Annotated in this window: 28 protein-coding genes; 4 read left to right on the forward strand and 24 right to left on the reverse strand. The window is 58.4% G+C overall.

The genetic code is table 11. From position 1 onward, the window contains the following. Positions 1-38: 38 nt before the first annotated feature. The 3 genes from plsX to Absy_RS00620 all read right to left on the reverse strand — a co-directional run bounded on the left by plsX (position 39) and on the right by Absy_RS00620 (position 2,161). A complete protein-coding gene (gene plsX, locus Absy_RS00610; protein ID WP_048852784.1) occupies positions 39-1,145 on the reverse strand; it encodes a phosphate acyltransferase PlsX in 1,107 nt (368 codons plus the stop codon). An 85-nt stretch (positions 1,146-1,230) separates the two neighbouring features. After that, positions 1,231-1,434 (reverse strand): 50S ribosomal protein L32, encoded by a 204-nt coding sequence (rpmF, locus tag Absy_RS00615; protein ID WP_048852785.1) that lies wholly within the window; start codon positions 1,432-1,434, stop codon positions 1,231-1,233. A 172-nt stretch (positions 1,435-1,606) separates the two neighbouring features. Continuing rightward, positions 1,607-2,161: a DUF177 domain-containing protein gene (locus tag Absy_RS00620; RefSeq protein WP_048852786.1), complete on the reverse strand. Its 555-nt coding sequence runs from the start codon at positions 2,159-2,161 to the stop codon at positions 1,607-1,609. 254 nt (positions 2,162-2,415) lie between these two features. Between Absy_RS00620 and Absy_RS00625 the strand changes: the two genes are divergently transcribed. After that, complete coding sequence (locus Absy_RS00625) at positions 2,416-2,976, forward strand: outer membrane protein assembly factor BamE (RefSeq protein ID WP_084596759.1); 561 nt, start codon at positions 2,416-2,418, stop codon at positions 2,974-2,976. A gap of 40 nt (positions 2,977-3,016) precedes the next feature. On the opposite strand, the gene Absy_RS00630 is transcribed toward Absy_RS00625, so the two are convergent. The 5 genes from Absy_RS00630 to Absy_RS00650 all read right to left on the reverse strand — a co-directional run bounded on the left by Absy_RS00630 (position 3,017) and on the right by Absy_RS00650 (position 6,855). After that, positions 3,017-4,345 carry an ATP-binding protein gene (locus Absy_RS00630; protein ID WP_084596761.1) on the reverse strand — a complete coding sequence of 443 codons (1,329 nt, stop codon included), beginning with the start codon at positions 4,343-4,345 and terminating at the stop codon, positions 3,017-3,019. Positions 4,346-4,407: 62 nt separating this feature from the next. Then, entirely contained in the window at positions 4,408-5,082 is a 675-nt protein-coding gene (locus Absy_RS00635; protein ID WP_084596768.1) for a response regulator, read from the reverse strand. Between the two features lie 49 nt (positions 5,083-5,131). Beyond that, on the reverse strand, positions 5,132-5,644 hold the full coding sequence (locus tag Absy_RS00640; protein WP_048852863.1) for a MarR family winged helix-turn-helix transcriptional regulator: 513 nt from the start codon (positions 5,642-5,644) through the stop codon (positions 5,132-5,134). 18 nt (positions 5,645-5,662) lie between these two features. Next, entirely contained in the window at positions 5,663-6,328 is a 666-nt protein-coding gene (locus tag Absy_RS00645; protein ID WP_048852790.1) for a ubiquinone biosynthesis protein COQ9, read from the reverse strand. Then, on the reverse strand, positions 6,325-6,855 hold the full coding sequence (locus tag Absy_RS00650) for a peptide deformylase (protein WP_048852864.1): 531 nt from the start codon (positions 6,853-6,855) through the stop codon (positions 6,325-6,327). The genes Absy_RS00645 and Absy_RS00650 overlap by 4 nt, the downstream gene beginning before the upstream one ends. A gap of 215 nt (positions 6,856-7,070) precedes the next feature. On the opposite strand from Absy_RS00650, the gene rpsU reads away from it, so the two are divergent. Then, positions 7,071-7,274, forward strand: coding sequence for a 30S ribosomal protein S21 (gene rpsU, locus Absy_RS00655; protein ID WP_003623949.1), 204 nt, complete (start codon positions 7,071-7,073; stop codon positions 7,272-7,274). A 164-nt stretch (positions 7,275-7,438) separates the two neighbouring features. Here rpsU and leuB read toward each other — a convergent pair whose 3' ends face one another. From leuB to ubiA, 15 genes are all read right to left on the reverse strand, one after another. Then, positions 7,439-8,563 carry a 3-isopropylmalate dehydrogenase gene (gene leuB, locus Absy_RS00660; protein ID WP_048852792.1) on the reverse strand — a complete coding sequence of 375 codons (1,125 nt, stop codon included), beginning with the start codon at positions 8,561-8,563 and terminating at the stop codon, positions 7,439-7,441. Between the two features lie 23 nt (positions 8,564-8,586). Next, on the reverse strand, positions 8,587-9,210 hold the full coding sequence (gene leuD / locus Absy_RS00665) for a 3-isopropylmalate dehydratase small subunit (RefSeq protein WP_048852793.1): 624 nt from the start codon (positions 9,208-9,210) through the stop codon (positions 8,587-8,589). Continuing rightward, positions 9,210-10,613 carry a 3-isopropylmalate dehydratase large subunit gene (leuC, locus tag Absy_RS00670; protein ID WP_048852865.1) on the reverse strand — a complete coding sequence of 468 codons (1,404 nt, stop codon included), beginning with the start codon at positions 10,611-10,613 and terminating at the stop codon, positions 9,210-9,212. Before leuC ends, leuD begins: the two co-directional genes overlap by 1 nt. A 148-nt stretch (positions 10,614-10,761) precedes the next feature. After that, positions 10,762-11,148, reverse strand: a complete 387-nt coding sequence (gene rplS / locus Absy_RS00675; RefSeq protein WP_048852794.1) for a 50S ribosomal protein L19 — start codon at positions 11,146-11,148, stop codon at positions 10,762-10,764. Between the two features lie 13 nt (positions 11,149-11,161). Beyond that, positions 11,162-11,911, reverse strand: a complete 750-nt coding sequence (gene trmD / locus Absy_RS00680; RefSeq protein ID WP_048852795.1) for a tRNA (guanosine(37)-N1)-methyltransferase TrmD — start codon at positions 11,909-11,911, stop codon at positions 11,162-11,164. Beyond that, positions 11,908-12,447, reverse strand: a complete 540-nt coding sequence (gene rimM / locus Absy_RS00685; RefSeq protein WP_048852796.1) for a ribosome maturation factor RimM — start codon at positions 12,445-12,447, stop codon at positions 11,908-11,910. Before rimM ends, trmD begins: the two co-directional genes overlap by 4 nt. A 17-nt stretch (positions 12,448-12,464) precedes the next feature. Then, positions 12,465-12,815 (reverse strand): 30S ribosomal protein S16, encoded by a 351-nt coding sequence (rpsP, locus tag Absy_RS00690; RefSeq protein ID WP_048852797.1) that lies wholly within the window; start codon positions 12,813-12,815, stop codon positions 12,465-12,467. A gap of 60 nt (positions 12,816-12,875) precedes the next feature. Next, a complete protein-coding gene (ffh, locus tag Absy_RS00695) occupies positions 12,876-14,276 on the reverse strand; it encodes a signal recognition particle protein (RefSeq protein WP_048852798.1) in 1,401 nt (466 codons plus the stop codon). Between the two features lie 116 nt (positions 14,277-14,392). After that, positions 14,393-14,911 (reverse strand): Spy/CpxP family protein refolding chaperone, encoded by a 519-nt coding sequence (locus Absy_RS00700; protein ID WP_048852799.1) that lies wholly within the window; start codon positions 14,909-14,911, stop codon positions 14,393-14,395. A gap of 123 nt (positions 14,912-15,034) precedes the next feature. Then, positions 15,035-15,793 (reverse strand): ATP12 family protein, encoded by a 759-nt coding sequence (locus Absy_RS00705; protein ID WP_048852800.1) that lies wholly within the window; start codon positions 15,791-15,793, stop codon positions 15,035-15,037. Beyond that, the gene (locus Absy_RS00710) at positions 15,790-17,952 is read right to left on the reverse strand and encodes an AsmA family protein (protein ID WP_048852801.1); all 2,163 of its coding nucleotides are present in this window, start codon (positions 17,950-17,952) and stop codon (positions 15,790-15,792) included. The genes Absy_RS00705 and Absy_RS00710 overlap by 4 nt, the downstream gene beginning before the upstream one ends. 35 nt (positions 17,953-17,987) lie before the next feature. Beyond that, positions 17,988-18,971, reverse strand: coding sequence for an RluA family pseudouridine synthase (locus Absy_RS00715; RefSeq protein WP_048852802.1), 984 nt, complete (start codon positions 18,969-18,971; stop codon positions 17,988-17,990). A gap of 10 nt (positions 18,972-18,981) precedes the next feature. After that, complete coding sequence (locus Absy_RS00720) at positions 18,982-20,325, reverse strand: replication-associated recombination protein A (RefSeq protein ID WP_048852803.1); 1,344 nt, start codon at positions 20,323-20,325, stop codon at positions 18,982-18,984. A gap of 126 nt (positions 20,326-20,451) precedes the next feature. Beyond that, positions 20,452-21,135: a LolA family protein gene (locus Absy_RS00725; RefSeq protein ID WP_084596769.1), complete on the reverse strand. Its 684-nt coding sequence runs from the start codon at positions 21,133-21,135 to the stop codon at positions 20,452-20,454. A gap of 20 nt (positions 21,136-21,155) precedes the next feature. Next, positions 21,156-22,073, reverse strand: a complete 918-nt coding sequence (ubiA, locus tag Absy_RS00730) for a 4-hydroxybenzoate octaprenyltransferase (RefSeq protein ID WP_084596763.1) — start codon at positions 22,071-22,073, stop codon at positions 21,156-21,158. A 176-nt stretch (positions 22,074-22,249) separates the two neighbouring features. Here ubiA and Absy_RS00735 point away from each other — a divergent pair, with 176 nt between their 5' ends. Together Absy_RS00735 and Absy_RS00740 are read left to right on the forward strand one after the other, a co-directional pair. After that, positions 22,250-23,014, forward strand: coding sequence for a 16S rRNA (uracil(1498)-N(3))-methyltransferase (locus Absy_RS00735; RefSeq protein WP_048852806.1), 765 nt, complete (start codon positions 22,250-22,252; stop codon positions 23,012-23,014). A gap of 61 nt (positions 23,015-23,075) precedes the next feature. Beyond that, positions 23,076-24,506, forward strand: a complete 1,431-nt coding sequence (locus tag Absy_RS00740) for a glutamate--cysteine ligase (RefSeq protein ID WP_048852807.1) — start codon at positions 23,076-23,078, stop codon at positions 24,504-24,506. Here the strand turns inward: Absy_RS00740 and Absy_RS00745 are convergent, their stop codons facing one another. After that, on the reverse strand, positions 24,507-25,598 hold the full coding sequence (locus Absy_RS00745; RefSeq protein WP_048852808.1) for a glycosyltransferase: 1,092 nt from the start codon (positions 25,596-25,598) through the stop codon (positions 24,507-24,509). Positions 25,599-25,602 lie beyond the last annotated feature (4 nt).

Below are 25,602 nucleotides of genomic sequence, written 5' to 3' on the forward strand. Positions count from 1 at the left end.
TCCGGGCGTTGCGCACGCAATACATTCGCCCCGTTTATTCAGGAAACCGGGAGGGCTGGTTCACATTCTTCCTCAACCTGTGGGCGCATCAGCAATGCTCCCATATGAGAAAGGCGCTCACGAATGCTCTCATTAAAACCATGCGTGACCATATCCATGGCCACATCGACTGCAGCGGCAAACCCCTCGGCATCCGTGCCACCATGGGATTTGACCACCACACCATTAAGCCCCACAAAAACCGCGCCATTGTAACGACGGGGGTCCAGCCACTCCTTCATCCGCTCAAGTCCGGGACGGACAAGCAGATACCCAAGGCGGGAAATAATCCCACGCTGGAAAACACGGCGCAGAAGGGTCGTGGCCATTTTCAGCACGCCTTCGCCGGTTTTAAGGGCAACATTTCCCGTAAATCCGTCAGTTACAACCACGTCTGTGGTGCCTGCGGTAATATCATGCCCTTCCACAAAACCGTGGAACTGGGCAGCAAGAGGACTCTCGCGCAGCGTTTCTGCCGCCACGCGCAGTTTTTCGTCCCCTTTAAGTTCTTCCGCCCCGATATTGAGCAAGCCAATCGTTGGTGCGGGCAGCCCCAGAACAGACTTGGCAAAGGCCTCACCCATTACGGCAAACTCTACCAGATTACGCCAGTCACACACCACGTTGGCACCCAGATCAAGCATGACAACATCGCCCTTGATGGTTGGGCTGATGGCCGCCATGGCGGGCCGGGAAATACCGGGAAGTGTTTTAACAACAATCTTGGCCAGAGCCAGCATGGCGCCACTGTTACCGGCAGACACAACCCCTTGGGCGCGCCCACTGGCTACGGCGTCCATGGCAAGTCGCATGGAGGACTGACGCATCCGCAGGGCGGATGTTGGCTTCATGTCCATGGAGATGGACACATCCGTATGCCACACCGTGCATATGGACGCAGCCTTGGGATACTTCGCCAGCAAAGGCAGCAGGCGCGCTTCATCCCCGATCAGAAGCACCTTGATGTTTCGGTGCCGCTCGGCGGCAAGGGCAAGCCCGGCAACAACCACTTCTGGAGCCCCATCGCCCCCCATTCCATCCACGGCAAGGTTGAACACCTCATCTGGATCGGAAGGAAAACTTTCTGGAATCTCGGTCTTGCTCATGCCTGCTTCTCTGCCATGCCGCAGATGCCTTACCCCCATTATCCCGCGTGCTACGGATGCAACACGCGTTTACGCGCCTGAATAATCAGGCGCGAACGGCGACCTTGAGTGCCTTGCCTGCTGCAATCACTTCACGGCCATCGTAATGACCGCAGTGGCTGCAGACATTGTGAGGACGCTTCAGTTCGCCACAGTTGGAGCATTCAGCATGAGCTTCTGCGCGCAGAGCTTCATGGCTGCGACGCATGCCACGACGTGAAGGCGAGGTTTTCTTTTTGGGTACAGCCATAAGCCCAGCCCCTTCTCATAAAAATGGTTAAGAACAACACACCTGGTCACGCGCGAACGCAGCCAGACGACATAACAGGTTTATCACCAGCACTGAGCCGCGGCCTCTAGCAGACAGCCAGCGTTTTCGCAAGCAATCCTAAAAGAAAACCCAACACGCACACCTTGAATGGTTACGCGTTTCCACCCCGCCAGCGCGCCAGACCGGCAAAAGGACTGGCTTTTTTTTCAGACTCTTCCTCAACCCCGCGCCGTTCCACCTCGTCCTCATCCATGATCAGACCGGGAGGGAGAATAACATCAGGCGCATGGGGGTAGGGTTCCAGATCCAGAGCAAACTGCTCAACCACAGCCTCGCCCAGATCAACGTCCTGCCCTTCATACGGAATTTCATCAATCGCGTCCATATCCGGGGCATCGGCTTCCACAAACTGGGATGCGGGCACAAAGCGGACAACAAAGGAACCCGCCATCACATCCTCAAACGCCTCCATGCTCACAACGCAGGTTTGCGTAAAGCGCGCAGCCAACGCGCCTTCGGCCGTAACAGTGCCCCGTCCATCATCTTTCAGGCGGTAGCGGCAGCGCAGCATGGCCACATCCTGCAAACCCAGCCTTTTGGCAACTTTCTGGCATTCATCCGGTGTGGCTTCCACCGTCATATCCGTTCCCAGTGTTCCGATTCGGCGCACGGCCAGAGGGCGAGAAAATTCTGGCTTTTCGGTCATGGAAGTCTCCTGAAATGACGCTAAAACAAGCGGGCGGAACATGCTCGGGGCAAAGCTTCGGCCACCGTGCGCACAATCTACCACACAAGCAGAGTTTTATGGAGTAATGACAAAGGCAGAAGCGCATAAAGCGTGTGCTTTTTGCCATTCAGCGATTGACGCACCGCGAGTGTTGGGGCATCGGACAGGAATGGCCGTTGCCAGTTGGATGACGATCATGGATCACAATCTTACGTTTGGGACACCCTGACCAGATGACGCCGCCACGCAAGAACAAGATGATGCGCCTTAAAAGTGCCTGTGGAGCACTTGCCACTGTTCTTGTGCTCTCTGGCTGTCAGGTTTTTGGCCCCACGCCGACCCCCAGAGGTTCACTGCTCGAACCGGAAGAATACAGCCAGCTTGTTCCCGGCTCCAGCACACGGGCCGATGCCATTGACCTGATGGGCTCCCCCACCACCAAGGGGGCGTTTGATGATAACATCTGGATTTATATTTCCATGACCACCCATCTGGTGCCCATGGATTTTCCCGGTGTGATCAAACAGGACCTTGTTGTGCTCAAGTTCAACAATGCCGGAACACTGGAAAGTATGCGCACGCTGAATGCCAAGGACGGCATACACGTAGCCATGATTAACGAAGTGACCCCAACACCGGGTACCAAAATTAACGCCCTCCAGCAGATTTTGGGCAATGTCGGCCGCTACAACCCCATGCAGAACATGATGGGCTCTGGCGCAGCAGGCGGTCAGGGCGGCATGTTCAACAACAATTCGGGGCCTGGGCACTTCGGTTCGGGTAACTCCCTCTAAACGGTCGCTCCGCTCAACCTGCTGCAGAAGTGGCAAGCCCCTAGTTTGGCAGGTATAGCCTGACCCGCAAGCCACCCTCTGGCGCGGCATCCAGTTCCATTTCCCCCCCATGTGCGCGAATAATATCCCGCGCTATGGTCAGCCCCAGACCAGTGCCCCCACCGTGCCCGCTCTCAAACGCACGCAGCACCTGTGCACGCCGGTCTGGTGGAATGCCCGGTCCATCATCGTCCACCAGAATACGCACACCTCCAGCAACCCTGCGTGCGCTCAGCACCACACTGGCATCATGCCTGCGGGCATTATCAAACAGGTTACCCAGAGCGCGCCGCATGGCATCCGGCCGCATGTGGGCACGTAAACCCGGCTCCACCACAAGCGCTCTAACATGCACATTGGCACGCCGGGCTGCACCAACCACATCTTCCAAAAAAGGAACCATCTCAACCAGTTGGACGCTCTCAGAACCTTCCCCCCGGGCAAAGGAAAGGTAGCTGTCGATCATATGCTCCATTTCGGCAATATCGCCGATCATCTCATCCAGATCTTCGGTCATGCGCGCAGCACAAATGGTGCCCTCACGCGGCATCATGGCCAAGGAGAGCCGCAGACGTGTCAGAGGTGTACGCAGATCGTGCGAAACACCCGCCAGAACCCCCGTACGTTGGGCAACAAAGCGGGTAATCCGATCCTGCATCCGGTTGAAGGCCACAGCAGCCTTACGCACTTCCTGCGCGCCTGCCGGGCGTATGGGGCCAATATCCCGCCCCATGCCAAACTGTTCCGCCGCCTGTGCAAGCTGGCGAATGGCACGGACCTGATTACGCATGAACAGGCCCGCAATAATGAACAGCAGCAGGGTGCTCCCCACCGTCCATGCTACAAAAAGCCATATCTGCCCCATGTCCAGCCGCTTTCTGGGGGCATCAATTTCCAGCACACCATCTGGCAACTGGATGTAAATACGGACTGTATGGTGGAAATGCCGCCAGCTAATAAAAAATGGGTAGGTAATGGCCTCGTGCAATGCCCGCACAAGGTCATCATCCATTGGTCCCAGCACATGGGTTGACCCAACGCGAGACAGTTTTCCACCCGGTCGCCAAATTTCTATCAGCTGGAGCTGCTCGCGGGCCTGCTCAATAAACCACTGCTTGTCCGCCGGATTTTTAAGCCGTTCCAGCGCATTGAGCGACAATACAATTTCTGCTGCAACCGAAGTGGTAAGCCGCCGGGACACAACCTTGAGAAAATTGCCGTAATAAAGCTCAAGCGCGATTCCCTGCGTGATAAGCAGAGGGAACAGAACAATCAGCAGCGAGCGCCCCAAAAGAGAGCGGGGCAACACGCGCCTGACGGATTTTTCCATCGTGCTCGCATTCCACCCTCCCCGTGGGAAAAGACGAAAACCCCTTCGGCCTGCCATACGCCTTAAAGCCCCGGTTTAAGCACGTACCCCCGCCCACGGACCGTATGCAAAAAGCGCGGCTCACGCGGGTCGGGCTCTATGCAACGGCGCAGACGAGTGACCTGCACATCCACCGCACGCTCGCCGATCTCGGTCATATCCATGGCCTTGGCGATTTCCTCGCGGGTAAAAATTTCGTTGGGTTTGCGTGCCAGAACACAGAGCAGGGCAGCCTCCCCCCCTGTCATATGGATATTGCCTTCAGGACCACTGAGCAGCAGTCTGACCGGGTCAAATTCCTTATCCCCCAGCCGCACAATACGCAGGTTATCGGTTGGCGGTGGGGGCTGGTGGCGACGCAGATGTGCCTTGAGCCGCAACAGAAGTTCTCGCGGTTCAAACGGTTTGCCCAGATAGTCATCCGCTCCGGCTTCCAGCCCTGTTATGCGGTCTTCCGGCTCCCCTCGTGCGGTCAGGAGCAGGATTGGCAGGTCCTGCCCGGACTCGCGGAGCGCACGGGTCAGTTCCAGCCCGTTTTCGCCCGGCATGGTCACATCCAGCACAAGTGCATCCGGCTGTATGCCCTCCAGCGTATGGCGGGCTTCTGCCGCATTGGCCGCAACACTGACCCGGAACCCGTGCTCAAACAAATAGCGTTGCAACAGACGCCGCAGGCGTGGGTCATCGTCCACCACCATAACATGCGATGCAACATCACTTTCCGTGGCCGTTATCTGATCAGACACGTTATCGCCCTTCCCTGCGTCCTGCGCTCTCTTCGGTTAGCAAAGCACGGCTGTGCTCGGACAACATGCCGTTTATAACACGGCGAAAACCCTCTACCGCAGCTCCCCCGGCCTCCCGGTATGCGGCAACCAGCCTCTGCCGGATAACTGCAAACAGTCGGGCTTCCGCCTCCTTACCTGTCGGGCTTAAAAACAGCAGCTTCTGCCGCCTGTCCTGCCGCCCTGCCCGGCTTTCCAGATAGGCCCGGGCATCCAGTTCCTGCAACGTGCGGCCCAGACTCTGCTTGGTTACGCCCAGAATGTCCTGCAAACGACTGACCGGAATACCGGGGCTAAAAGCCAGAACCTGCAAAACCCTGTAGTGCGCACGCCCCAGACCATCTTCCTCCAGCACGGGTGCTACAGCCTCGGCCATATCCCGTGCAGCAAGGAACATAAGCGTTTGGGCCAGCCGCAGACTCTCCTCTCGCAAAAAGAGCAGGTCAGAACCCGCGCGCTCATGGGGGGCTGGCATCATGGCCACATAAAACTCTTACTGGGCCGGAGCGGATGATGGAGGGGCCGACACACCAAAACGGGCCTTTATGCGGCCAATACGCAGTACATCTGCCAAACGGCGATCAACAAAGGCTTCAAACCCTGCGGCATCGCTACCGCGCGCCAGCCAGTACAGAAAAACCGAGGCATAAAGCCCACCAAGGCTTAACCTTTTGCTCACGTAGGTCAGACCTGTCGCATCATCCTGCGCAGCCTGCCATATAGCATTGACCGTACGCAGCCATGCGCGCCTGAAGGCTTTTTGCCCTTTGATGGATAAAAAGACCGTCATTGCCTTTGCAGCCGCTGCACGCCGCTGCTCATCTGGCGGCAGGCGGAGCAAAATGGCCTGCCGGACCCGCTGGCTCAACCGTGGCTCTTCCGTATCCAGCATGGCGTCCACCATGGCGCGGTCACACAGGTCGGACCATGCCTCCACCATTTCCACCACACCTGCGGGGAAAAGCAGATCGGCATCCGGCCCTGCAGCAGCACGCAGTGTAGCCATGCTCCACCCTTTATCCCCTGCAACGGCTGCCAGCTTGCGCAAAGCCTGATCCCGGTCCGCATCCCGCTCCATAGGGGCAGGCATAACCCCCGCCGCCAGCGTTGCCACCGCGAGAGAAAGAGCCTGTTCCAATTTTCCCGGCAGTATGCTCATGCCTTTACCCCGTACCGTCCTATTTCCGCCTCAAAACCAAAGCGGGCCATGTCTGTCATACGCATGGGATAGAGGATTCCGTCCAGATGATCCATTTCGTGCTGCATAACATTGGCGCAAAAACCTGATGCCACACCCTCCACCCATACGCCATGCTCGTTCCAGCCCTTATACCGCACCTGCCGGTAACGCGGCACCTCCCCCCTTAAACCGGGAATGGACAGGCACCCCTCCAGCCGCGGCACCGTATCCGAACCCACAGGTTCCAGCACAGGGTTGATCAACGCCTGCACGGAGCGCGGAGGATCTTCCTCCCCTTCACTCCTGGCAGGTGGCACCGAATAAAGGAACATCCGGAGCGAAACATACACCTGTGGCGCAGCAAGCCCAACGCCCCCACTCTCGGTCAGGGTTTCGCGCATGTTTTGCAGCAGGAGCCTGATTTGTGGAGCATTCACATCCTCCACTTCAACGGCGCGTTGCAGCAGAATGGGGTGCCCCATGCGGGCAATGGCAAGAACCGACATGCTTTTTATTTTCCTGTTTTTGTGCACATCCACAATAAAACACACGGAAGTGCGGTTCTGATACGCAAGAACGAATTGTATCTTGTCTTAAGGCCGTGTTATAGAGACCGCCAACAGTGGAATCGGCAGCCCGGAAGGGTAACGCAGATCTCCTTCCATAATGGCTTCCCAAAAACCGGTTTGCCGGATTTTTTTGAACAGGGGTTAGTGACCAAGTGCACGTTCTAGTCCGTGACAACAATGTCGATCAGGCTCTTAAAGCGCTCAAGAAAAAAATGCAGCGCGAAGGCATCTTCCGTGAAATGAAACTGCGTCGGCACTTTGAAAAGCCGTCCGAGCGCAAAGCCCGTGAAGCGGCAGAAGCCGTACGCCGCGCGCGCAAAATGGAACGGAAGCGTCTGGAACGCGAAGGCTTCTAAACCAGCCTCCTCCTGTTTTGCAGGCATTAAAGGTCGGTTGCCATATGGTGCCGGCCTTTTTGTTTGCCTGTTTTTTGTGATTGCGTGATTTTATTGGCAATGCCCATAAAAAAAGCCGCCACACAGTCGTGAGCGGCTTTTTTTTATGGAATGATTAAGAGCTTTTAGTTGCTCTGAAGTTTGTCCAGTTCGCGCACAATGGCTTCGCCCATAACAGACGTACCTACGCGTGCCATACCATCAGCCATAATGTCTGCCGTACGCAGACCGCTGGCCAGAACATTGGAAACGGCCTGCTCAATCATATCCGCCTCTGTTTGCAGGTTGAGCGAATAGCGCAACAGCATGGCAAAGGAGAGGATCTGCGCAATCGGGTTAGCAATACCCTGCCCAGCAATATCGGGCGCACTACCATGGATTGGTTCGTACAGCGCCGGGCGACGGCCATCGGCCTGTTCTGCTCCCAGCGTCGCGGATGGCAGCATACCAAGGCTGCCCGTCAGCATGGATGCCAGATCAGACAGAATATCGCCAAACAGATTCCCCGTGACCAACACATCAAACTGGCGTGGGTTGCGCACCAGCTGCATGGCGCAGTTGTCTGCCAGCATGTGGGAAAGCGCGACATCGGGGAACTCACGGGCGTGCACATCGGTCACGACCTCTTTCCACAGCAGGCCGCTTTCCATCACGTTACATTTTTCAACCGAGCAGACACGGTTGTCACGCTTACGGGCCAGATCAAAGGCAACACGGGCAACGCGCTGGATTTCCGATGTGGTGTAAACCTCGGTGTTAATGCCACGTTTGGAACCATCGGGCAGGGTTTCAATCCCGCGTGGATCACCAAAGTAGATACCCCCTACCGTCTCACGCACGATCATAATGTCCAGACCGCGTACAACATCGGGTTTGAGTGTGCTGGAGTCTACCAGGGCATCAAACACTTTGGCAGGGCGCAGGTTGGCAAACAGCCCCAGTTCCTGACGCAGCTTGAGAATGGCAACTTCCGGTCGCTTGTCAAAGCTGACGTGCCCCCATTTGGGGTCCCCCACCGAACCAAACAGAACCGCATCTGCCGCCCATGCTTTTTCAATAACCTCATCCCGGATTGGCACGCCATATTCGGCCAAGGAGGCACCACCAACCAGATCTTCGGTCAGCTCAAACGTCAGGCCACGTTTTTTTTCCAGCCACGCTATAATGCGGCCGACTTCGCGCACGACTTCTGGTCCAATACCATCGCCGGGCAGGACAAGGAGTTTAACGGGCTGCTTGGGTTCGGTCATGGCAATGCTCCGTAAAGGTCTGTTCAGTCAAAATGAATGGTAGGCAACCAGGATTTAGCCTGATCCTGCCGTTGTTCATAAGTTGCAATACTGCCTTCGTGGTGCAGGGTCTGCCCAATATCATCCAGCCCCTCAAGCAGCAGGTGCTTGCGAAAAGCATCAATCTCAAACGGCACTTCTTCGCCATTAGGGCGAATAACCACCTGACGCGGCAAATCAACCGTAAGCCGGGCGTTGCTGCCCATCTGGGCATCACCCATCAGCTCATCACAGATCTCACGCGGGAGGCGGATGGGCAGAATGCCGTTCTTGAAACAGTTGTTAAAGAAAATATCAGCAAAAGACGGGGCGATAACGCAGCGGATACCAAAGTCCAGCAACGCCCAGGGCGCATGTTCGCGCGAGGAACCACACCCAAGATTATCATACGTCACCAGAATTTCGGCTTTGCGCCAAGGCTGCCTGTTCAGCACAAAATCCGGGTTTTCCGTACCATCTGGCAGGTAGCGCATGGCATCAAACGCATGTTTGCCAAGCCCCGTGCGCTGCGTGGTTTTAAGGAACCGGGCAGGAATGATCTTGTCTGTATCAATATTGGCTTCCGGCAAAGCCGCAGCAATGGCCGATAACGTGACGAACTTTTCCATTATGCCAGCTCCCTCACATCGGTCAGGCAACCCGTGACCGCTGCAGCGGCCGCCATGGCGGGGGAAAGCAGATGCGTACGACCGCCCGGCCCCTGCCGTCCTTCAAAGTTACGGTTGGAAGTGGAGGCGCAACGCTGGCCGGGGGTCAGCCGGTCGGGGTTCATGCCAAGGCACATGGAGCACCCGGCCTCCCGCCACTCAAACCCGGCATCCAGAAAAATACGGTCCAGCCCTTCTTCTTCCGCCTGACGTTTGACGTTGCCCGAACCCGGTACAATCATCGCCCGCACACCCGGAGCCACCTTGCGCCCGGCTGCAATCTGGGCCGCCATGCGCAGGTCTTCAATCCGGCTGTTAGTGCAGGAGCCAATAAACACCACATCCACTGGGGTGCCTGCAATTTTCTGCCCGGCCTGTAGCCCCATATAGTCCAGCATCCGCTGCATCTGGGTTTTTACGGCTTCGTCCTCGATCTGTGCCGGGTCAGGCACGGTATCGGTAATGGCCAGCACGGTCTCGGGGCTGGTGCCCCATGTCAGCGTTGGACCAATATCCTCCGCACGCAAAGTGACTTCACGGTCAAAATGCGCGCCTTCGTCGGAGGAGAGGGTTTTCCAGTACGCAACAGCCTGCTCAAATGCTTCTCCCTTGGGAGCAAAGGGGCGGTTGCGCACATATTCAAAAGTTGTCTCATCCGGTGCGACCAGACCAGCCCGGGCACCAGCCTCGATAGCCATGTTGCAGATGGTCATGCGGCCAGCCATATCCAGCCCACGGATGGCAGAGCCAGCAAATTCAATAACATGGCCCGTACCGCCCGCAGTACCAATATGGCCAATAATTGCGAGCATGATGTCCTTGGCGGAAACACCAGCACCCGGCGTACCCTCCACATTCACACGCATGTTTTTGGCAGGGCGCTGCAAAATGGTCTGCGTTGCCATAACATGTTCAACTTCGGACGTGCCGATGCCAAACGCCAGCGACCCCAACGCACCGTGGGTAGAGGTATGGGAGTCACCGCACACAATGGTCATACCCGGCAGGGAAATCCCCTGTTCCGGCCCAACCACATGCACAATTCCCTGATTGGCCGAGAGAAGCGGAAAGTAAGGAACACCAAATTCCTTAACGTTGCGTTCCAGCGTTTCAATCTGGTTACGGCTATCCTCTTCCTCAATCGGCTGACTGCGGTCGGATGTGGGCACGTTATGGTCCACAACAGCCACTGTCCGCTCCGGATGGCGCAGTTTGCGGCCAGCCAGACGCAGGCCCTCAAACGCCTGTGGGCTGGTTACCTCGTGCACCAGATGGCGGTCGATATAAAGAATGGAGGTGCCGTCCGGAAGGGTTTCCACGACATGATCGTCCCAGATCTTGTCGAACAACGTACGCGCAGCCATGCGCATCCTCCTTAACTTTATATCCGTGCAAACAGCCTCTTGCTATCCGCTGCTTACACCCTGTTTTATCAGAAAGACCCGACTGACCATAGGCCAGTCGGGTTCACACAAGCCATGTCTGGCATCGTGCCCAAAAGCCTTGCGGCTTTTAGCCTGCTGCTGCCGGGGCAGCAACTTCACGCGGGCGTTCTGCAATACGGGCAGACTTACCGCTACGGCCACGCAGGTAATACAGTTTTGCACGACGCACTTTACCACGACGCACAACCTTGATTTCGGCCACGGTCGGCGCATACAGCGGGAACACACGTTCCACACCTTCACCATTGGAAATCTTGCGCACGGTAAAGTTGCTGTTCAGGCCCTTGTTGGAGCGGGCAATCACAACACCTTCGAATGCCTGAAGACGAACGCGCTCGCCTTCCTTGACCTGCACGGAAACACGCACCGTGTCACCTGCATCAAAAACTGGCACTGCGCGTGCGGCTGTCAGACGTTCAATTTCTGCAGCTTCGTACTGCTGGATAATGTTCATGTCGGTATCCTTCTCAAACCCCTAGGTCTGCCTGTGCGGCCCCGCCCACAGCTGCATCCCTGTTTTCATTCTTGCGAGCAAGCCAGGCAGACCACAGATCCGGCCTTCTTTCCCGCGTTATTTCTTCCGCCTGTGCCTGACGCCACCGCGCTATGGCAGCATGATTCCCCGAAAGCAGAACCTCGGGAACCTCACGCTCCTCCCATACAGCCGGACGGGTATAATGCGGATATTCAAGCAGCCCATCGGAAAAACTTTCCTCAACACCACTCTGATCACTGCCCATTACACCGGGGAGCAGACGCACACACGCATCCAGCAGAACCAGAGCCGCAGTCTCTCCACCAGACAGGACATAATCCCCGACGGAAACCTGCTCGACACCCCGCGCCTGCAAAAAGCGCTCATCCACCCCTTCAAACCGGCCACATAGCAGCATAACACCCGGCCCTGCCGCATAACGCCGCACATCGGCCTGTGCCAGAGGACGCCCCCGTGGTGTTAAGTACACACACGGCAGATCGGTTGTGGTCTGTGCTGCGGCCAAGGCCGCATCGGCCACATCCGGGCGGATAACCATGCCAGCGCCCCCACCAAACGGTGTATCATCAACAGCACGATGACGACCCAGACCGTGCTGACGCAGGTCTTCGGTCCGGCAGGTCCACACCCCATTCTCCAGTGCTCGCCCGGCAAGGGACAGCCCCAAAGGCCCCGGAAACATTTCCGGGAAGAGTGTAATAACGGTGGCCTGCCAGCTCATGCCAGCGCCCCCGCCTGCCGTTTGCCAACACCACGCCCTTCCTCCCCCGAGACTTCCTCGGGGCGAACCACCACAATGGTCCGCTCATCCAGTTTTACTTCGGGCACACATGCCTTGGTAAAAGGAACAAGGGAGCCATCGCCCAGTTCAAGGCTGGCACCAGCGCCGTAATCATGCACCATGATGACACGCCCCAGAGAAAGACCTTTTTCGAATGCTTCCATACCAATCAGATCGGCATGGTAGAATTCTTCTTCCTCTGTTTCTGGCAGGCAGGAGCGCGGCACAAACAGGCGGGTATTCACCAGCGCCTGAGCCGCAGTCCGATCTGCCAGAGGTTTGCCATTGGCATCTTTTATCTCGGCAACGCCATCCGCACCGCACCAACGCAGGGACCATTTACGGCCCTGCCCGTCCAGCAGAACCCCATACTCCTCCAGCATCGCGGGGTCTGCCGCATAGGAATGCACACGCACAAGGCCGCGCACTCCATGCGGTTTACCCACAACACCAATCAGAATGAGGTCAGGCTGCATGGCTAGCTCGGTTCAGTTCAGGCTGCGGCTTCTGCTGCTTTGGCGGCAGCGGCTGCACGTTCCTGAGCCTTCTTCTTGGGAGCAGACTGCTTGGGCTGCTCGTTGAAGCTCGGCTTGGCGATCAGACCGGCGTTACCAAGGAATCGGGCAACACGATCGGTCGGCTGCGCACCCTGGGAGAGCCAGTGGGTAATGCGTTCGTTAACCAGACGCACGCGCTCTGCATGGTCAGATGGCAGCATTGGGTTGTACGCACCCACTTTTTCAATAAAACGGCCATCGCGCGGGCTGCGGCTGTCTGCCACAACGATGTGGTAGTAAGGACGCTTCTTGGCACCAGCGCGGGCAAGACGAATTTTAACACTCATTCGGAATACTCCAGACCGAAAAAACAAAACCCGAAAAACTTAGGCAGAAACAGGCCGCACTTAGCGGAAGGGAGAGCCACCGGGACCACCCGGCGGGCCTCCACCCATTCCTTTAGGCATGAGCGCAGACATTCCCTGGCGCATGAGACCTTTCACGCCCAGTTTGTTAAAACGCTTCATCATGGTGGACATCATATCAAACTGCTTGAGCAGTTTATTGACGTCCTGAACTGTTGTCCCCGACCCGGCAGCAATACGCTTTTTGCGTGATGCCTTGATGATCCCCGGCGCACGACGTTCGCCACGGGTCATGGAACCGATAATGGCAAGGTGCTTTTTAAGGACGGACGTATCAAGATCCTTGTCCCCCAGCGCTTCCTTGACCTTACCCATACCCGGCAACATTCCCAGAATACCGGAAATGGAGCCAAGCTTGTTGATCTGGCGGATCTGGGACGCATAGTCATCCAGATCAAACTTGCCAGCCATCATCCGCTGGGCCAGACGCTCGCCTTCCTCGTGGTCAAGCGTATCAGCCGCTTTTTCCACCAGACCCGCAATATCGCCCAGACCCAGAATACGGCCTGCAACACGCTCGGGATGGAACTCATCCAGCGCATCCAGCTTTTCGCCCGAGCCTGTCAGCTTAATGGGCGCGCCGGTAATGGCCTTCATGGACAGGGCAGCACCACCGCGCGCATCACCATCCATACGGGTCATGACAACACCGGTCACACCCACGGCCTCGTTAAACGCCTTGGCGGTGTTCACCGCGTCCTGCCCGGTCATGGCATCCACAACCAGCAGAGTTTCCGCCGGATGGGTGACATCCCGGATCTGGCGGACTTCCTCCATCAACGCTTCATCGATGGAAAGACGTCCCGCCGTATCGAGGATAACGACATCGTACCCTTCGCGGCGACCCACATCGAGCGCGCGCTGGGCAATTTCCACCGGCGTCTGACCAGCAATGATTGGCAGGGACGTAACCCCGGCCTGCTGGGCGAGCTGCGCCAACTGCAACTGGGCAGCCGGGCGCTGCGTATCGAGCGAAGCCAGCAGCACTTTCTTGCGCTCACGCGTTGCAAGGCGCAGCGCGAGCTTACCGGACGTGGTGGTTTTACCAGACCCCTGAAGCCCCACCATAAGAACCGGCACTGGCGGTATGGCATTCAGGTTAAGCGGAACAACACCTGCGCCACCAAGCGCATCAATCAACGCATCGTTAACAATTTTAGCAACGGCCTGACCGGGAGAGATGCTTTCCAGCACCTCATGCCCTACGGCACGTTCCTTAACCTTGTTAACAAAGTCCTTCACAACGGGGAGCGCGACGTCCGCATCCAGCATGGCCAGACGCACTTCGCGCATGGCCTCCATCACATCGGCTTCGGACAGTGCGCCACGTTTGGCGAGACCATCAAAAACCCCGGAAAGCTTGCCTGAAAGAGCTTCGAACAAGTGCTACATACCCCATAACGAGACGCGCCACTGCGCGAACACTCGCGGAGTGGCGGTCCTGATTTGTTGCAGGGCTTACGGTATGACCGGGCCCTGAGTCAAGGAACTTCTTGGTTTTACTTCTTTGAGCTGTCAGAAGAAATCTGCTGGGCAGGGTGCTGCAACGCGTTAAGCTGTGCCAGCAGGTCATGAATGCGCTTCTGCCGGTCCCGCATCTGGGCAAGCTGCTCGGGGGTCAGCACATCATGAATCCGACTGGCAGTCTGGAGGTGCCTTGCCTCGCGCTCCGCGCGCAGGGCTGCCATTTTCTGCTGCACCTGTGCAATTTTATCCTGATCAAGCGGACCGGGTACACTCAGCAGATCCTGAATCTGCTCATGCAGGTTTTCAAACTCCTCCTGCGTGTCCTGAGCCTGATCCTGATCGTGCGCTTCTTTGAGGATCGTCGTAATCTGGTTGCGCTGTTTGCGGCTCAGATCCAGCCCATCCAGCGCATTACCGCCCGGCCCACCAAATGTGGACCCCATGCCCATGCCGCCACCCCAGCCACCCGGACCTGCCGCATGTGCCGACACACCAGAGAGAGAAAGCCCTACGGCCATTGCCGCAGCCAGTACACCATTGCTGATTTTCATGACCTGATTACTCTCCTGTAAAAACAGATACCGTTATTGGATGTGACCAGAAAAAACCCAAAACTCCAAGCCCCCAATCACCCCTACCACCATTGCGCACGGGGTATTGGAGGCAATGAATGCTCAGGCCTGCTGCGTTAACGCCTTAAAGCGGGCTGCTGTTTCCAGCTCCTGCTGCATCCGGGCTATGCGGTCCGTTATCTCAATATCCTGCCCCCATATTGCCATCTGCTGGCGCTCGTCCACTGTGGCGCAGGCGACCAGTTCTTCCACCGTAGCTGCACCACCAAGCAGCACCAGCCCAAGCACCAGACTCCCCAGTGCAGGAACCGCCACTCCCAGCACAGCCAGTTGGGCGTTAGTCAATTCACCCAGTGCAGCCTTTAGCCCGCCTAACGCCTGCGTGGACTGGCAGATGGGCATAACTCCATGCGTTGTGTGGAACATTGCGCCATAGGTGGCCTCCAGCCAGACCAGCCACGGGTCCCACACTGCGGCCTGCTCCGCTGCCAGCCTGCTGCCAGCACCATCCCTGTAGCAGACCAGATCACTATTGGCGTACGCCAGCAGGCTCTCCAGCACACCCGCCCGCGCCTGAGGAATACGCTCCAGCATGGAGCCAGCAATACCCGTAAGCGGCAGGTCATCTGGGGTAAAATATCCATCCGCGCTTTGCCCTGCCGCCTGCCATTCAGCCACAAGTGCCTCGGCCAACGCGCGGGAGCGGACACACAGTTCCGTTTTACCCGGCAGGCGCACGCTGCGCCCATCAAGCTGAACGGCAAACCCCTTATCGCCCTGCGGTACAAGCGCGACCTGTTTCCAAAACCGTTTGCGCCCCGCAGGTGTGCGGCCGGGCAGCCCTGTAGCGCTACCGCTCATCGGAAAAGACCCAGACCATGCAGCATGTTCATAATTTTTTCCTCCTTGCTGGCCTTTTTACGCACGATTGTCGGAGCCGGTCCCTCCGCCCCTTCACGCGCAGTGGCAAGGAGCCCTGTGCAGGACGTGCCATCATCCGAGCCACCACCGCCACCAATGGTTATGCCAAACCGACCATCGCCTGCGGGTGCCATGCTCACCTGCGGATTGGTCCATGTACCGGAAACATGCAGCGTGGAAGAAGCCGATGCACCACCCAGAAGAACCTGCGGAGCAAGTTGCAGGTTTAAAGCGTGCGTTTCCAGCGTAACGCTGCCATGGCCGCGCAGGTGCAGGATGTCGCTCTCCAGCCCCACCTGATCAATATGGGCAACGCCCTCCGCAAACTGGGTGTGCACACCAAAGCAGCGAATGGGCATCTGCCCTTTGACCGGCACCTGCGGCCCGAGCAGACTACGCAGGAGCGTGCTGCCAATACTGCCATCCACCACGGAGGCACCAACATGACCAACCAGATTATGGGTCCGGGCTGATGGCGTATCTCCCTGCGTGCTCAGAGCCCCTACAAGCTGAACGGTTCCGTGTATGTCCGGCGCAACATTCATCCAGCTCTGGACCACGGCCAACGGCAGAAATACGGAACGGGCGGATGCCTCGATCTGCGCCTGTGGGCCAGAAAGATCATACACCACGCGCGCAACCTGCTGCTGGCCATTGCCTACGGCATGGATGGGGTCCAAGGCGAGGCGACCATTGCCCAGAGCCACATGGGTTTGCACCTGCGTCCAGGCGACGCCCTGCCAGTTCATGGCCTGAGCCTGCACATCGCCTGACAGAGCCAGACCATGCAGGATATTTGCAAAGGTATGATTTTTATAAAGCTGCTGGGTTTGAGCGCTCTCAACATGCCCTGCCACATGCAGCCCTGTGGCCTCTGGCCATTGTGTACCAAATGCCAGATGGTCCAGTTGCCCCTGCACATCCAGCGCAGAATGGGCCGCACCAAGCGTTCCCTTGACCTGCACGGACGCACTCCCCTGCGTGAGTGCCAGATCGACCGGGGCTTCAGCCTGCGACTGCATCTGCCCAAGCTGTTGCAGGGTGCCTGCGGACCCATTGATGGCAACGGGCTGCCCCCCCATCTGGCCATCCACATGCAGGCTTAGCGGCGCAACTGGTGTGGCCGCGTCCACTACCATGCGTGCAAGAACGACCTGAGGCAGCCACTGGCCCAGATCAATACGGCCCGTCCGCACATGCAGGCTTTGCATCTGCGGTGCATCCCCACTCCCTCCAACGCTCAGATCGACCGACAGATTCTGTGCATCGGGCAAATTCGCGTGGGGGAAAAAGACGTTCAGATCCCTGAGTTGGCCTACTGAGCCCCCCATGTGCAGATTATAGGCGCGTTCTGCCCTTGGAGCAGTGATCACCCCGTCCAGATGGGCAAGACCTATGGAATGGCCACCGTTGCTCAGGCTCATACGGAGCTGGACGGGAAGCTGCGCATCCATGGGCCAGAGCGGGCCTGTCTGCCCGGTCAGACTGAAGCGCCCTGCCCCTTTTTCCCCCTGTATATCCACGTCTGGCGCAGTACTATCCAGCCCGCGGATGTGCGCTCGACCAAGGCCAAATTGGCCCGAATAACGGGTTATCGCATCATCCCACTGCACAGTAGCCTGCAAAATGGTCAGGTCCGATACACTGATATTCCAGTGCATCCGCACCGCACCCGACGGCGTAGCAGACCCACTCTGCGGTGCTGGTGGTGGAGGCGTAAGCAGCCAGTCAGCCCGACCATCGCTCAGGCGGCGCAAGGTTATGCCGGGATTGATAATACTGACATCACGCAGGGCAATACGGTGGGAAAACAGCGGCATAATGGAAAGCCGTGCCCGCACCTGTTTGACGGCCAGCACATCGGCCCCACCCGGCGCCACACCGGACAGGCGTACATCCTGCGCCTCCACCCAAGGGAAAGGCAGCACCCACACATGGAGTGCGCCAATGCTCAGGTGCCGTCCGGTGTTCTGCTCCACCGCATCGCTCAGGCGGGTTTTAAGCCATGTTGCATCCTGCGTTGCGGAAAAAATCGTCCCGCCTCCTGCTGCCAGAACCACAACACCCGCAAACAGGCCGATTTTCCACTTTAAACGCATTGCTATTTTTTCTCCCACGCAAGGTGTGTTGTCGCTCAGCCGCCTTTGCGCACGGGGGGTGGCGTTGTACCGGGGGTAAAGCCCAGCGCCCGAAAGGTCTCCCGCATATGGGGGGGCAGTTCCGCGCTCACAACCAGACGGCCACCGGCAGGGTGGGGCATATCCAGCTCGCGCGCATGGAGGTGCAACTGGTCAGTAAAGCCAGATGGATGGGCAATGGCCCCTCCATATTTGGGGTCCCCCAGAATGGGGGTTCCCAAAGACTCGCAATGTACACGCAACTGATGGGTGCGCCCCGTTAAGGGAGACAACCCGAGCCAGGAGAACTTGCGGGCCGCCGAATCGAGGACCTCGTACACCGTGCGGGCGGACTGGGCATCTTCATCCTTGCGGTCAGCGGCGACTGTAATGGCTCCCGGCCCGGCTCCCAGGCGGGCAAGCGGCTGGTCAATCTCGCCCGAGAGTGGGTCAGGCCGACCAACGACCACCGCCCAATATGTTTTTTTGACATCCCGACCCCTAAAGGATGCGGCAAGTTTGGCGGCAACACCCGGTGTTCTGGCCAGCAGCAGCAGGCCGGACGTATCGCGGTCAATCCGGTGGACCAGCCTTGGCCGTGGGTCATCCGGGTTTTCCCGCAGGCCATCAAGCATCATGTCCACATGCCGGGTAATACCCGGACCACCCTGCACGGCAAGGCCGGACGGCTTGTTAAGCACGATCAGGTGCTTGTCCTGATAAACGACCATACGCTGGATTTCGCGCACCAGCTTGTCGTCCAGCGGGCGCGGCACATCGCGCGCGGGTTTGGCGGCCATGGGAATGGGGGGAACACGCACACTCTGCCCCGGCTCAAGCCGGGTGGAGGCTTCCACCCGTTTGCCCTCAACGCGAATCTGGCCTGTGCGGCACAGCTTCTGCAATGCGCCCTGGGTCAGGTGCGGGTAATGGCGACGGAAATAACGGTCGAGGCGGATACCGGCCTCGTCCTCGCTCACGGTAAGATTGACAACACTCATGCGCTGATATTCACGACTGGCGCCGTTCCCGCAAGCGGGACCATGTATCCAGCCTGTGTTTGACCTCCCGTTCGTAGCCTCTACCCGTTGGATTATAAAAGGTCTGGCGGCGCATACCATCAGGGAAATAATTTTGCCCTGAAAAGCCTTCTTCCGCATCGTGGTCGTATTCGTACCCTTTGCCGTAGCCAATATCCTGCATCAACCGCGTAGGGGCATTCAGAATATGAGCCGGGGGCATAAGGCTGCCTGTTGCCTTTGCCGCACGGCGCGCGGCACCATAAGCTTTGTAGGCGGCATTGGATTTGGGAGCCGTGGCCAGATGAACCACAAGCTGTGCCAGAGCCAGCTCCCCTTCCGGCGAGCCCAAACGTTCGTACGTCTCCCACGCAGCCACGGCCAGTGGCAGGGCATTGGGGTCTGCCATGCCCACATCCTCAGTGGCAAAGCGGGTCAAGCGGCGCGCGAGATAACGGGGATCCTCCCCCCCTTCAAGCATACGCGCAAACCAGTAAAGCGCTGCATCCGGGTCCGACCCACGGAGCGATTTATGCAACGCGGAAATCAGATTGTAATGTTCCTCGCGATCCCGGTCGTACAGGACGGCTCTTTTAGCCAGCAACCGGGCCAATGCCTGCGCATCCAGCGGTTGCGTGTTTTTCAGGCTCAGAACCTGTTCCACCATATTCAGCAGGTAGCGCCCATCCCCATCGGCCATGGCGCGCAGGGTGGCCCGTCCATCCTCCGTTAACGGCAGGGGGTGCCCGGTTTCCTCTTCCGCCCGTACCAGAAGGGACTCTAGCGCCGGGTCATCCAGACGGTTGAGCACCATGACCTGACAGCGTGAAAGCAGCGCTGAGTTAAGGGCAAAAGAAGGATTTTCGGTCGTAGCACCCACAAGTACAACAGTGCCATTTTCCACCACGGGCAGAAAACCATCCTGCTGGGCGCGGTTGAAACGATGAATTTCGTCCACGAACAGCAGCGTACCCGTGCCGCTCTGCGCAAGCTTACGCGCCGTATCAAACGCTTTTTTCAGATCTGCCACACCGGAAAATACTGCGGAAATCTGCATGAACTGCAAACCCGCAGCCTGCGCCAGCAAACGGGCAATTGTTGTTTTACCAACCCCCGGACCACCCCACAGAATAAGGCTGGGCAACGTACCACGCTCCAGCATAAGCGTAAGCGTACCCTCCGGCCCAAGCAGATGCCCCTGCCCCACCACATCGGCCAGGCATGTCGGGCGCAAACGGTCTGCCAATGGCTGGGTCGGGGCTGGCTTGCCACCAGATCGCACAGGCGCTGCCCCGGAAGCTGGGGATGCAGCACCAAACAGGTCATCGCCCGTCATGGCGTATCATGCCGTGTGGTCATGGGGGGTCATACCTTTTGGTCTCAAAATCAGTTCCGTATGGCTTATATCGTCCTGCACCATGGTTTTTTCCAGTAGGCTGAACACCCCGGCTACGGTCCGGGCCTATTCATCCGGCTGGGCGGGCAGGTCAAACAGGCTTGCAGGAACATCCGCCCCCGGATGGACGTCAAACAGGGTTACCCGTGTCTCCCGCCCCTGTGCGTCCAGCACACTCCATGACCGCAAAGCCAGAGGATTGTCGTAAAAAACCAGCGTCAGACTTCCATCACCCGGTGCACTGGTCCGTACCAGTTTGACCGCAACCAACCCGGCCTCGTGGCGGAATGCCGTCACAGTAACGCCATCGGACAGGCTTATGTGCTGGGCCAGCAAAAGCCCCAGCGGTGTACGGTCCATGGGAATAACCGTTGTCTGGTCCAGCTGGCTATCCCGGAACACCACTTTGCCTTGATTGGCCACCAGCAGCAGGGGAGAGGGGGGGTCATATGCAAGGCGCATCTGGCCGGGGCGCTTCATCCACACCCTGCCAGTTGTCCGCTTTCCATCCGCATCAATCTGCTGAATACGGGCCTCAAACGTAAGCGCGTGGTTGAGGGTTTGCTCAATCCTGGCAACCCAGACCTGATCTGCGGCAGAGAGGTGCGCGGGCACCACGGCGGCAGATGCCGCATCCCCACCTGTATCCTGCGCGTACGCAACGCCTGCAAACAGGGCCAGACCAACACACATTGGTGCAACAGCACGCAAAACACTCTTCATGGACGTGGCATCCCACTTTTCAGCCAGACAAATACACACAAATAACTTCAGATCACCAGCAGCCCCAGCGCCAGTGCCAGCGCTATGGTCAACCCAATTTCCCTGTTGCTACGGAACTGTGCAAGGCAAAGGGCTGGCCGCGCCGGGTTGACCGCCACCGCCTGCCGCCAGAACAGTACAGCAGGCAACAGCAACGCGGGCCAGAACAGCCAGCCCGCCCCCGCCAGTATGCCTGCAATTCCCAAAAACCCAACCGTAAGCCCGTAGCAAACGCCAATAAAGAACTGCGCCCGCCCGGCCATAAGCCGCGAGGTGGATTTGACCCCTATCCGGGCATCATCTTCCATGTCCTGAAAGCCGTAGATCGTATCAAATCCAAGCTGCCAGACAATCGTGGCAGCATAAAGGGCAGCCTGCGCCCATGCCAGATGCCCGGCTGCGGCGGCATAGCCCATGGGGGCGCCAAAGCCAAACGTAAACCCCATGACCAACTGCGGCCACCACGTAAACCGCTTGGCCAGCGGGTAAAGGGCCACCAGCACCAAAGAGGACACCCCAAGCCCCCAGGACAGGCTATTGAGCTGCACCAGAACCCCAAGCCCAAGCGCCAGCAGGAGCAGCAGAAAGCCAGTGGCCTGCCCCATGCTCAAAGCCCCGCAGGCCAGAGGCCGCCCGGCGGTGCGCACAACCTGCCGGTCAATATCGCGGTCCCACATGTCATTAACCACGCAGCCTGCGGCCCGCATGACCAGACTGCCAATACCAAACAGCACGATCAGCCGCACACGCTCCATGGGGGCAACCCCCTGGGGCAACAGAATGCCCCATACACCAGGCAGCCACAAAAGCCATGTGCCAACTGGCCGATCAAGCCGTGCCAGTAAGGCATAAGCCTGCAAGGAAGGGGGCAGACGGGCAATCCATCCGGTAACCCGGATGTCAGTATGGCTGGGGGAAGCAGACACGATTCTCATATGGCCTTTGGTCAGGAATACGCACGCGGTTAAGCGTTCCCCCTATGCCACAAACTGGCGCAAACCCATAACCACCCGACGGCCCCTGCTTTGCAAAACAGGGTGTTTCATGCCTAAACCGGCGTTTTCCTTCCGTTATGTGCGCAACCGCAGGATATATGATCGGCATGAATGGCCTCTCCCGCCTCCCCCGCCTGTATGTTGACCCCACTCTTTTACCCGAGGCACAGCCAGCCGCGCCCTGCCCGGTTGCACCGGAACAGGCCCGCTACCTTGGAACTGTCTTGCGTAAAAAAACGGGGGATCAGCTCCGCATTTTTCATGCAGGCATAGGTGAGTGGCTGGCCAGCATTGCCGACATTCGCAAGGATCGCGGCAGCTTGACCCTTGAGCGCCAGATCCGCCCGCCACAACCATGCCCCCCCTTGCGACTGGCCTTTGCCCTGCTCAAGCGCGATGCCACCGATCTGGTGCTGCGTATGGGAACAGAACTGGGCGTGACAGAATTTTTGCCGTTAATTACCGAACGCACGAATACGCACCGTATTAACCCCGAGCGGCTCCACGCCATAGCCACCGAAGCTGCCGAGCAATGCGAACGGCTGGATATTCCGACCATAACCCCGGTGCAAACGCTCCCTGCCCTGCTGGGAGAGTGGCCACAGCAGGCCACCCTGTTTGCCGCCATTGAACGGCTGGATGACCGCGCACCGACAAACCCGCACACGCCCCCCAAGGTCAAAGCCGGAGACGGACTCCTGATTGGCCCGGAAGGGGGCTTGAGCGATGCAGAGTGCCAGACCCTGCTTAAACGCCCTTTTATTGCCCCAATTTCCCTTGGTTCGCTGGTGTTGCGGGCCGATACGGCGGTGGTGGCGGGGCTGGCGCTGCTGGGCAATGGCTTGCGCTCAACCCCTGTTTCATCACAATAAGGGATTGCTCCTGCCCTGCTGCGCTGCCGCAAGGCTGTTTTTTTGGGATACAGAAAACCTCATGTCCAACCCCGGTGCTTCAGACGCAACGCCTGTTCGTTCCATTTCGCAACTTGCCGAACTGCTCGCTCAGGGCTGCAAACCGCGTGATGCGTGGCGCATCGGCACCGAACATGAAAAATTCGGTTTTGTCCGCCCAGAAGCCATTGTGGGCGAGAACGCCCCACAGGCAGGCAGCACCGCCTACGCAACGCCACCCTACACCCCACAGGGGATAGAAAGCCTGCTCAAAGGTCTGCACAAGTCCGAACCGGATGACTGGACCTCCGTGCTTGATGATGGCCACATTATTGGCCTTAAAGGTCAGGGCGAAGCGGCTGGGGCTGCCATTTCGCTGGAACCGGCCGGGCAGTTCGAACTCTCTGGTGCGCCTGTACGCACCCTGCACGACACGGCAGAAGAACTCAGCAACCATTTTGATGCCGTGCGCCCGCTGGCCCGCAAGCTGGGGCTGGGTTTTGCGCCTCTGGGGTTCCACCCCACAGCAACCCGCGCCAGCCAGCCATGGATGCCCAAAACCCGCTACGGCATTATGCGTGAATACATGCCCAAGGTTGGCACCATGGGGCTGGACATGATGCAACGCACCTGTACGGTTCAGGTTAATCTGGACTTTGGCTCCGAACAGGACATGGTGCGCAAAATGCAAGTTTCCATGGCCCTGCAACCCGTGGCGACCGCCCTGTTTGCCAACTCTCCTTTTGTGGAGGGCAAGCCCAACAACTTCCTCTCCAACCGGGCACGGGTCTGGACAGATACGGACAATGCCCGGTCCGGTATGCCCGCCTGCGTGTTTGAAAAAGACTTTGGCTTTGAACGTTATGTGGAATGGGCGCTGGACGTGCCCATGTACTTCATCATGCGTGAGGGGAAGATGCGGAATGTGGCTGGCCGCTCCTTCCGTGCATGGATGCAGGGCGACCGGCAGGACGGGTTGGAAGATGTAACCCCTACACTTGGGGATTTTGAAGACCATCTGACAACCGCTTTCCCCGATGTGCGGCTTAAACAGTTCCTTGAAATGCGTGGGGCCGATGCTGGCTCGCCCGAAATGATGATGGCCCTGCCCGCATTGTGGACCGGTCTTCTGTATGATGATGCGGCACTGGAAGCCGCATGGGAACTGGTCCGCACCCGCCCATGGGAAGATTACGTCAAGCTCCGTGACCTTGTTCCCATGATGGGGCTGGATACACCATGGGGCGAAGGCACAGTGCGCGATCTGGCGGCCCACATGCTCTCCATTTCCATGGATGGCCTGCAAAACCGCGATAAAGTGGACGAGCAGAGCCAGACGAGCGAATGGGTGTATCTGGCACCCCTTACAGCCCTTGCCGCAGGAGCGCCCACACAGGCCGAACACTGGCTGGAACGCTATTATGGCCCGTGGATGGGGGATGCCTCGCGGATTTTCCTGGAAAGCGAAATCTGATCAGATCAGGGACAGCAGACGTTGCTCCAGTCTGGCAGACTGGACTGACGCCCTGAGCTGATCCCTTGCTGCCTGCCGGGCCGCCTGCCCCATGGCCGAGCGTTCGCTACCACGCAGCACATGCACCAACGCCTGTGCCAAAGCCTGCGGGTCCCCCGCTGGCACAAGCAGGCCGCCACCGCCCAATGTGGCCTCATCCAACCCGGCCTGGGTGGAGGCCACAACAGGCACACCACACATCATTGCTTCTGCGGCAACACTCGGCAGGCCCTCGTGGTCTCCGCCTGCGGCACGCACACTGGGCACAACCAGCGCCACTGCCTGTTCAAACTGCTGGCGGAGTTGTTGAGCCGATAACCACCCCGCAAACACAACATGCTCCAGCCCCTGTGCCTGCTGTTCCATGGCGGCCCGCAATGGACCATCCCCCGCCAGCACAACAGAAGGCGTTAAGCCCTGCTGGGCCAGAATGCGCAAAGCCTGTAGCAGAATGGGCAAGCCTTTTTTTTCTACAAACCTGCCAGCAAATACCAAACGGTCAAAAGGCCCGCGCACAGGGGCCGTATCCTCCGTACCTATGGCCAGCACTTCCAGTTTTTGCTCTGGCACACCGCGTTCGAGCAGTTTGCTACGCACCCCTTCGGACACACAGATGAACACGGCAGCATAGTCCACCAGTGCCCGCCAGCGACGCTGAAAAATGGGGGGCGGAAATGTATGGCTATAATGTCTGTCCTTAAAAGCATCCCCGCCATGGAAGGTCACTGCCAGCGGAAGCCCCAGTTGCATGGCAATAGGCAGCGCCAGTGCTCCCCCTCGGCCAAACTGGGCATGGACCACAACAGGGGCAAGATCTGCTACCGCCTGCCCTGCCCTCCACCCGATCTGCCGGAACGCCAGCCGCCGCATGGCCCCTAGCATGTGGCCTTCGCCAATAATACGCATGGCGCGCGCCATATCCGCTGGAGGATTATCCCTATGGCATCCCACCCAATAGGGCTTGAGGGAACTGAAGGCCACATATTGCCTGCGCATAAAAGCCTGTTCGGATGCGGGTAAAATCCTGTCCCGGTACACTAGGCAAGTTTTCATTCCA

The sequence above is a fragment of the Acetobacter syzygii genome (assembly GCF_000964225.1).
GTDB classification, from domain to species: Bacteria; Pseudomonadota; Alphaproteobacteria; order Acetobacterales; family Acetobacteraceae; genus Acetobacter; species Acetobacter syzygii.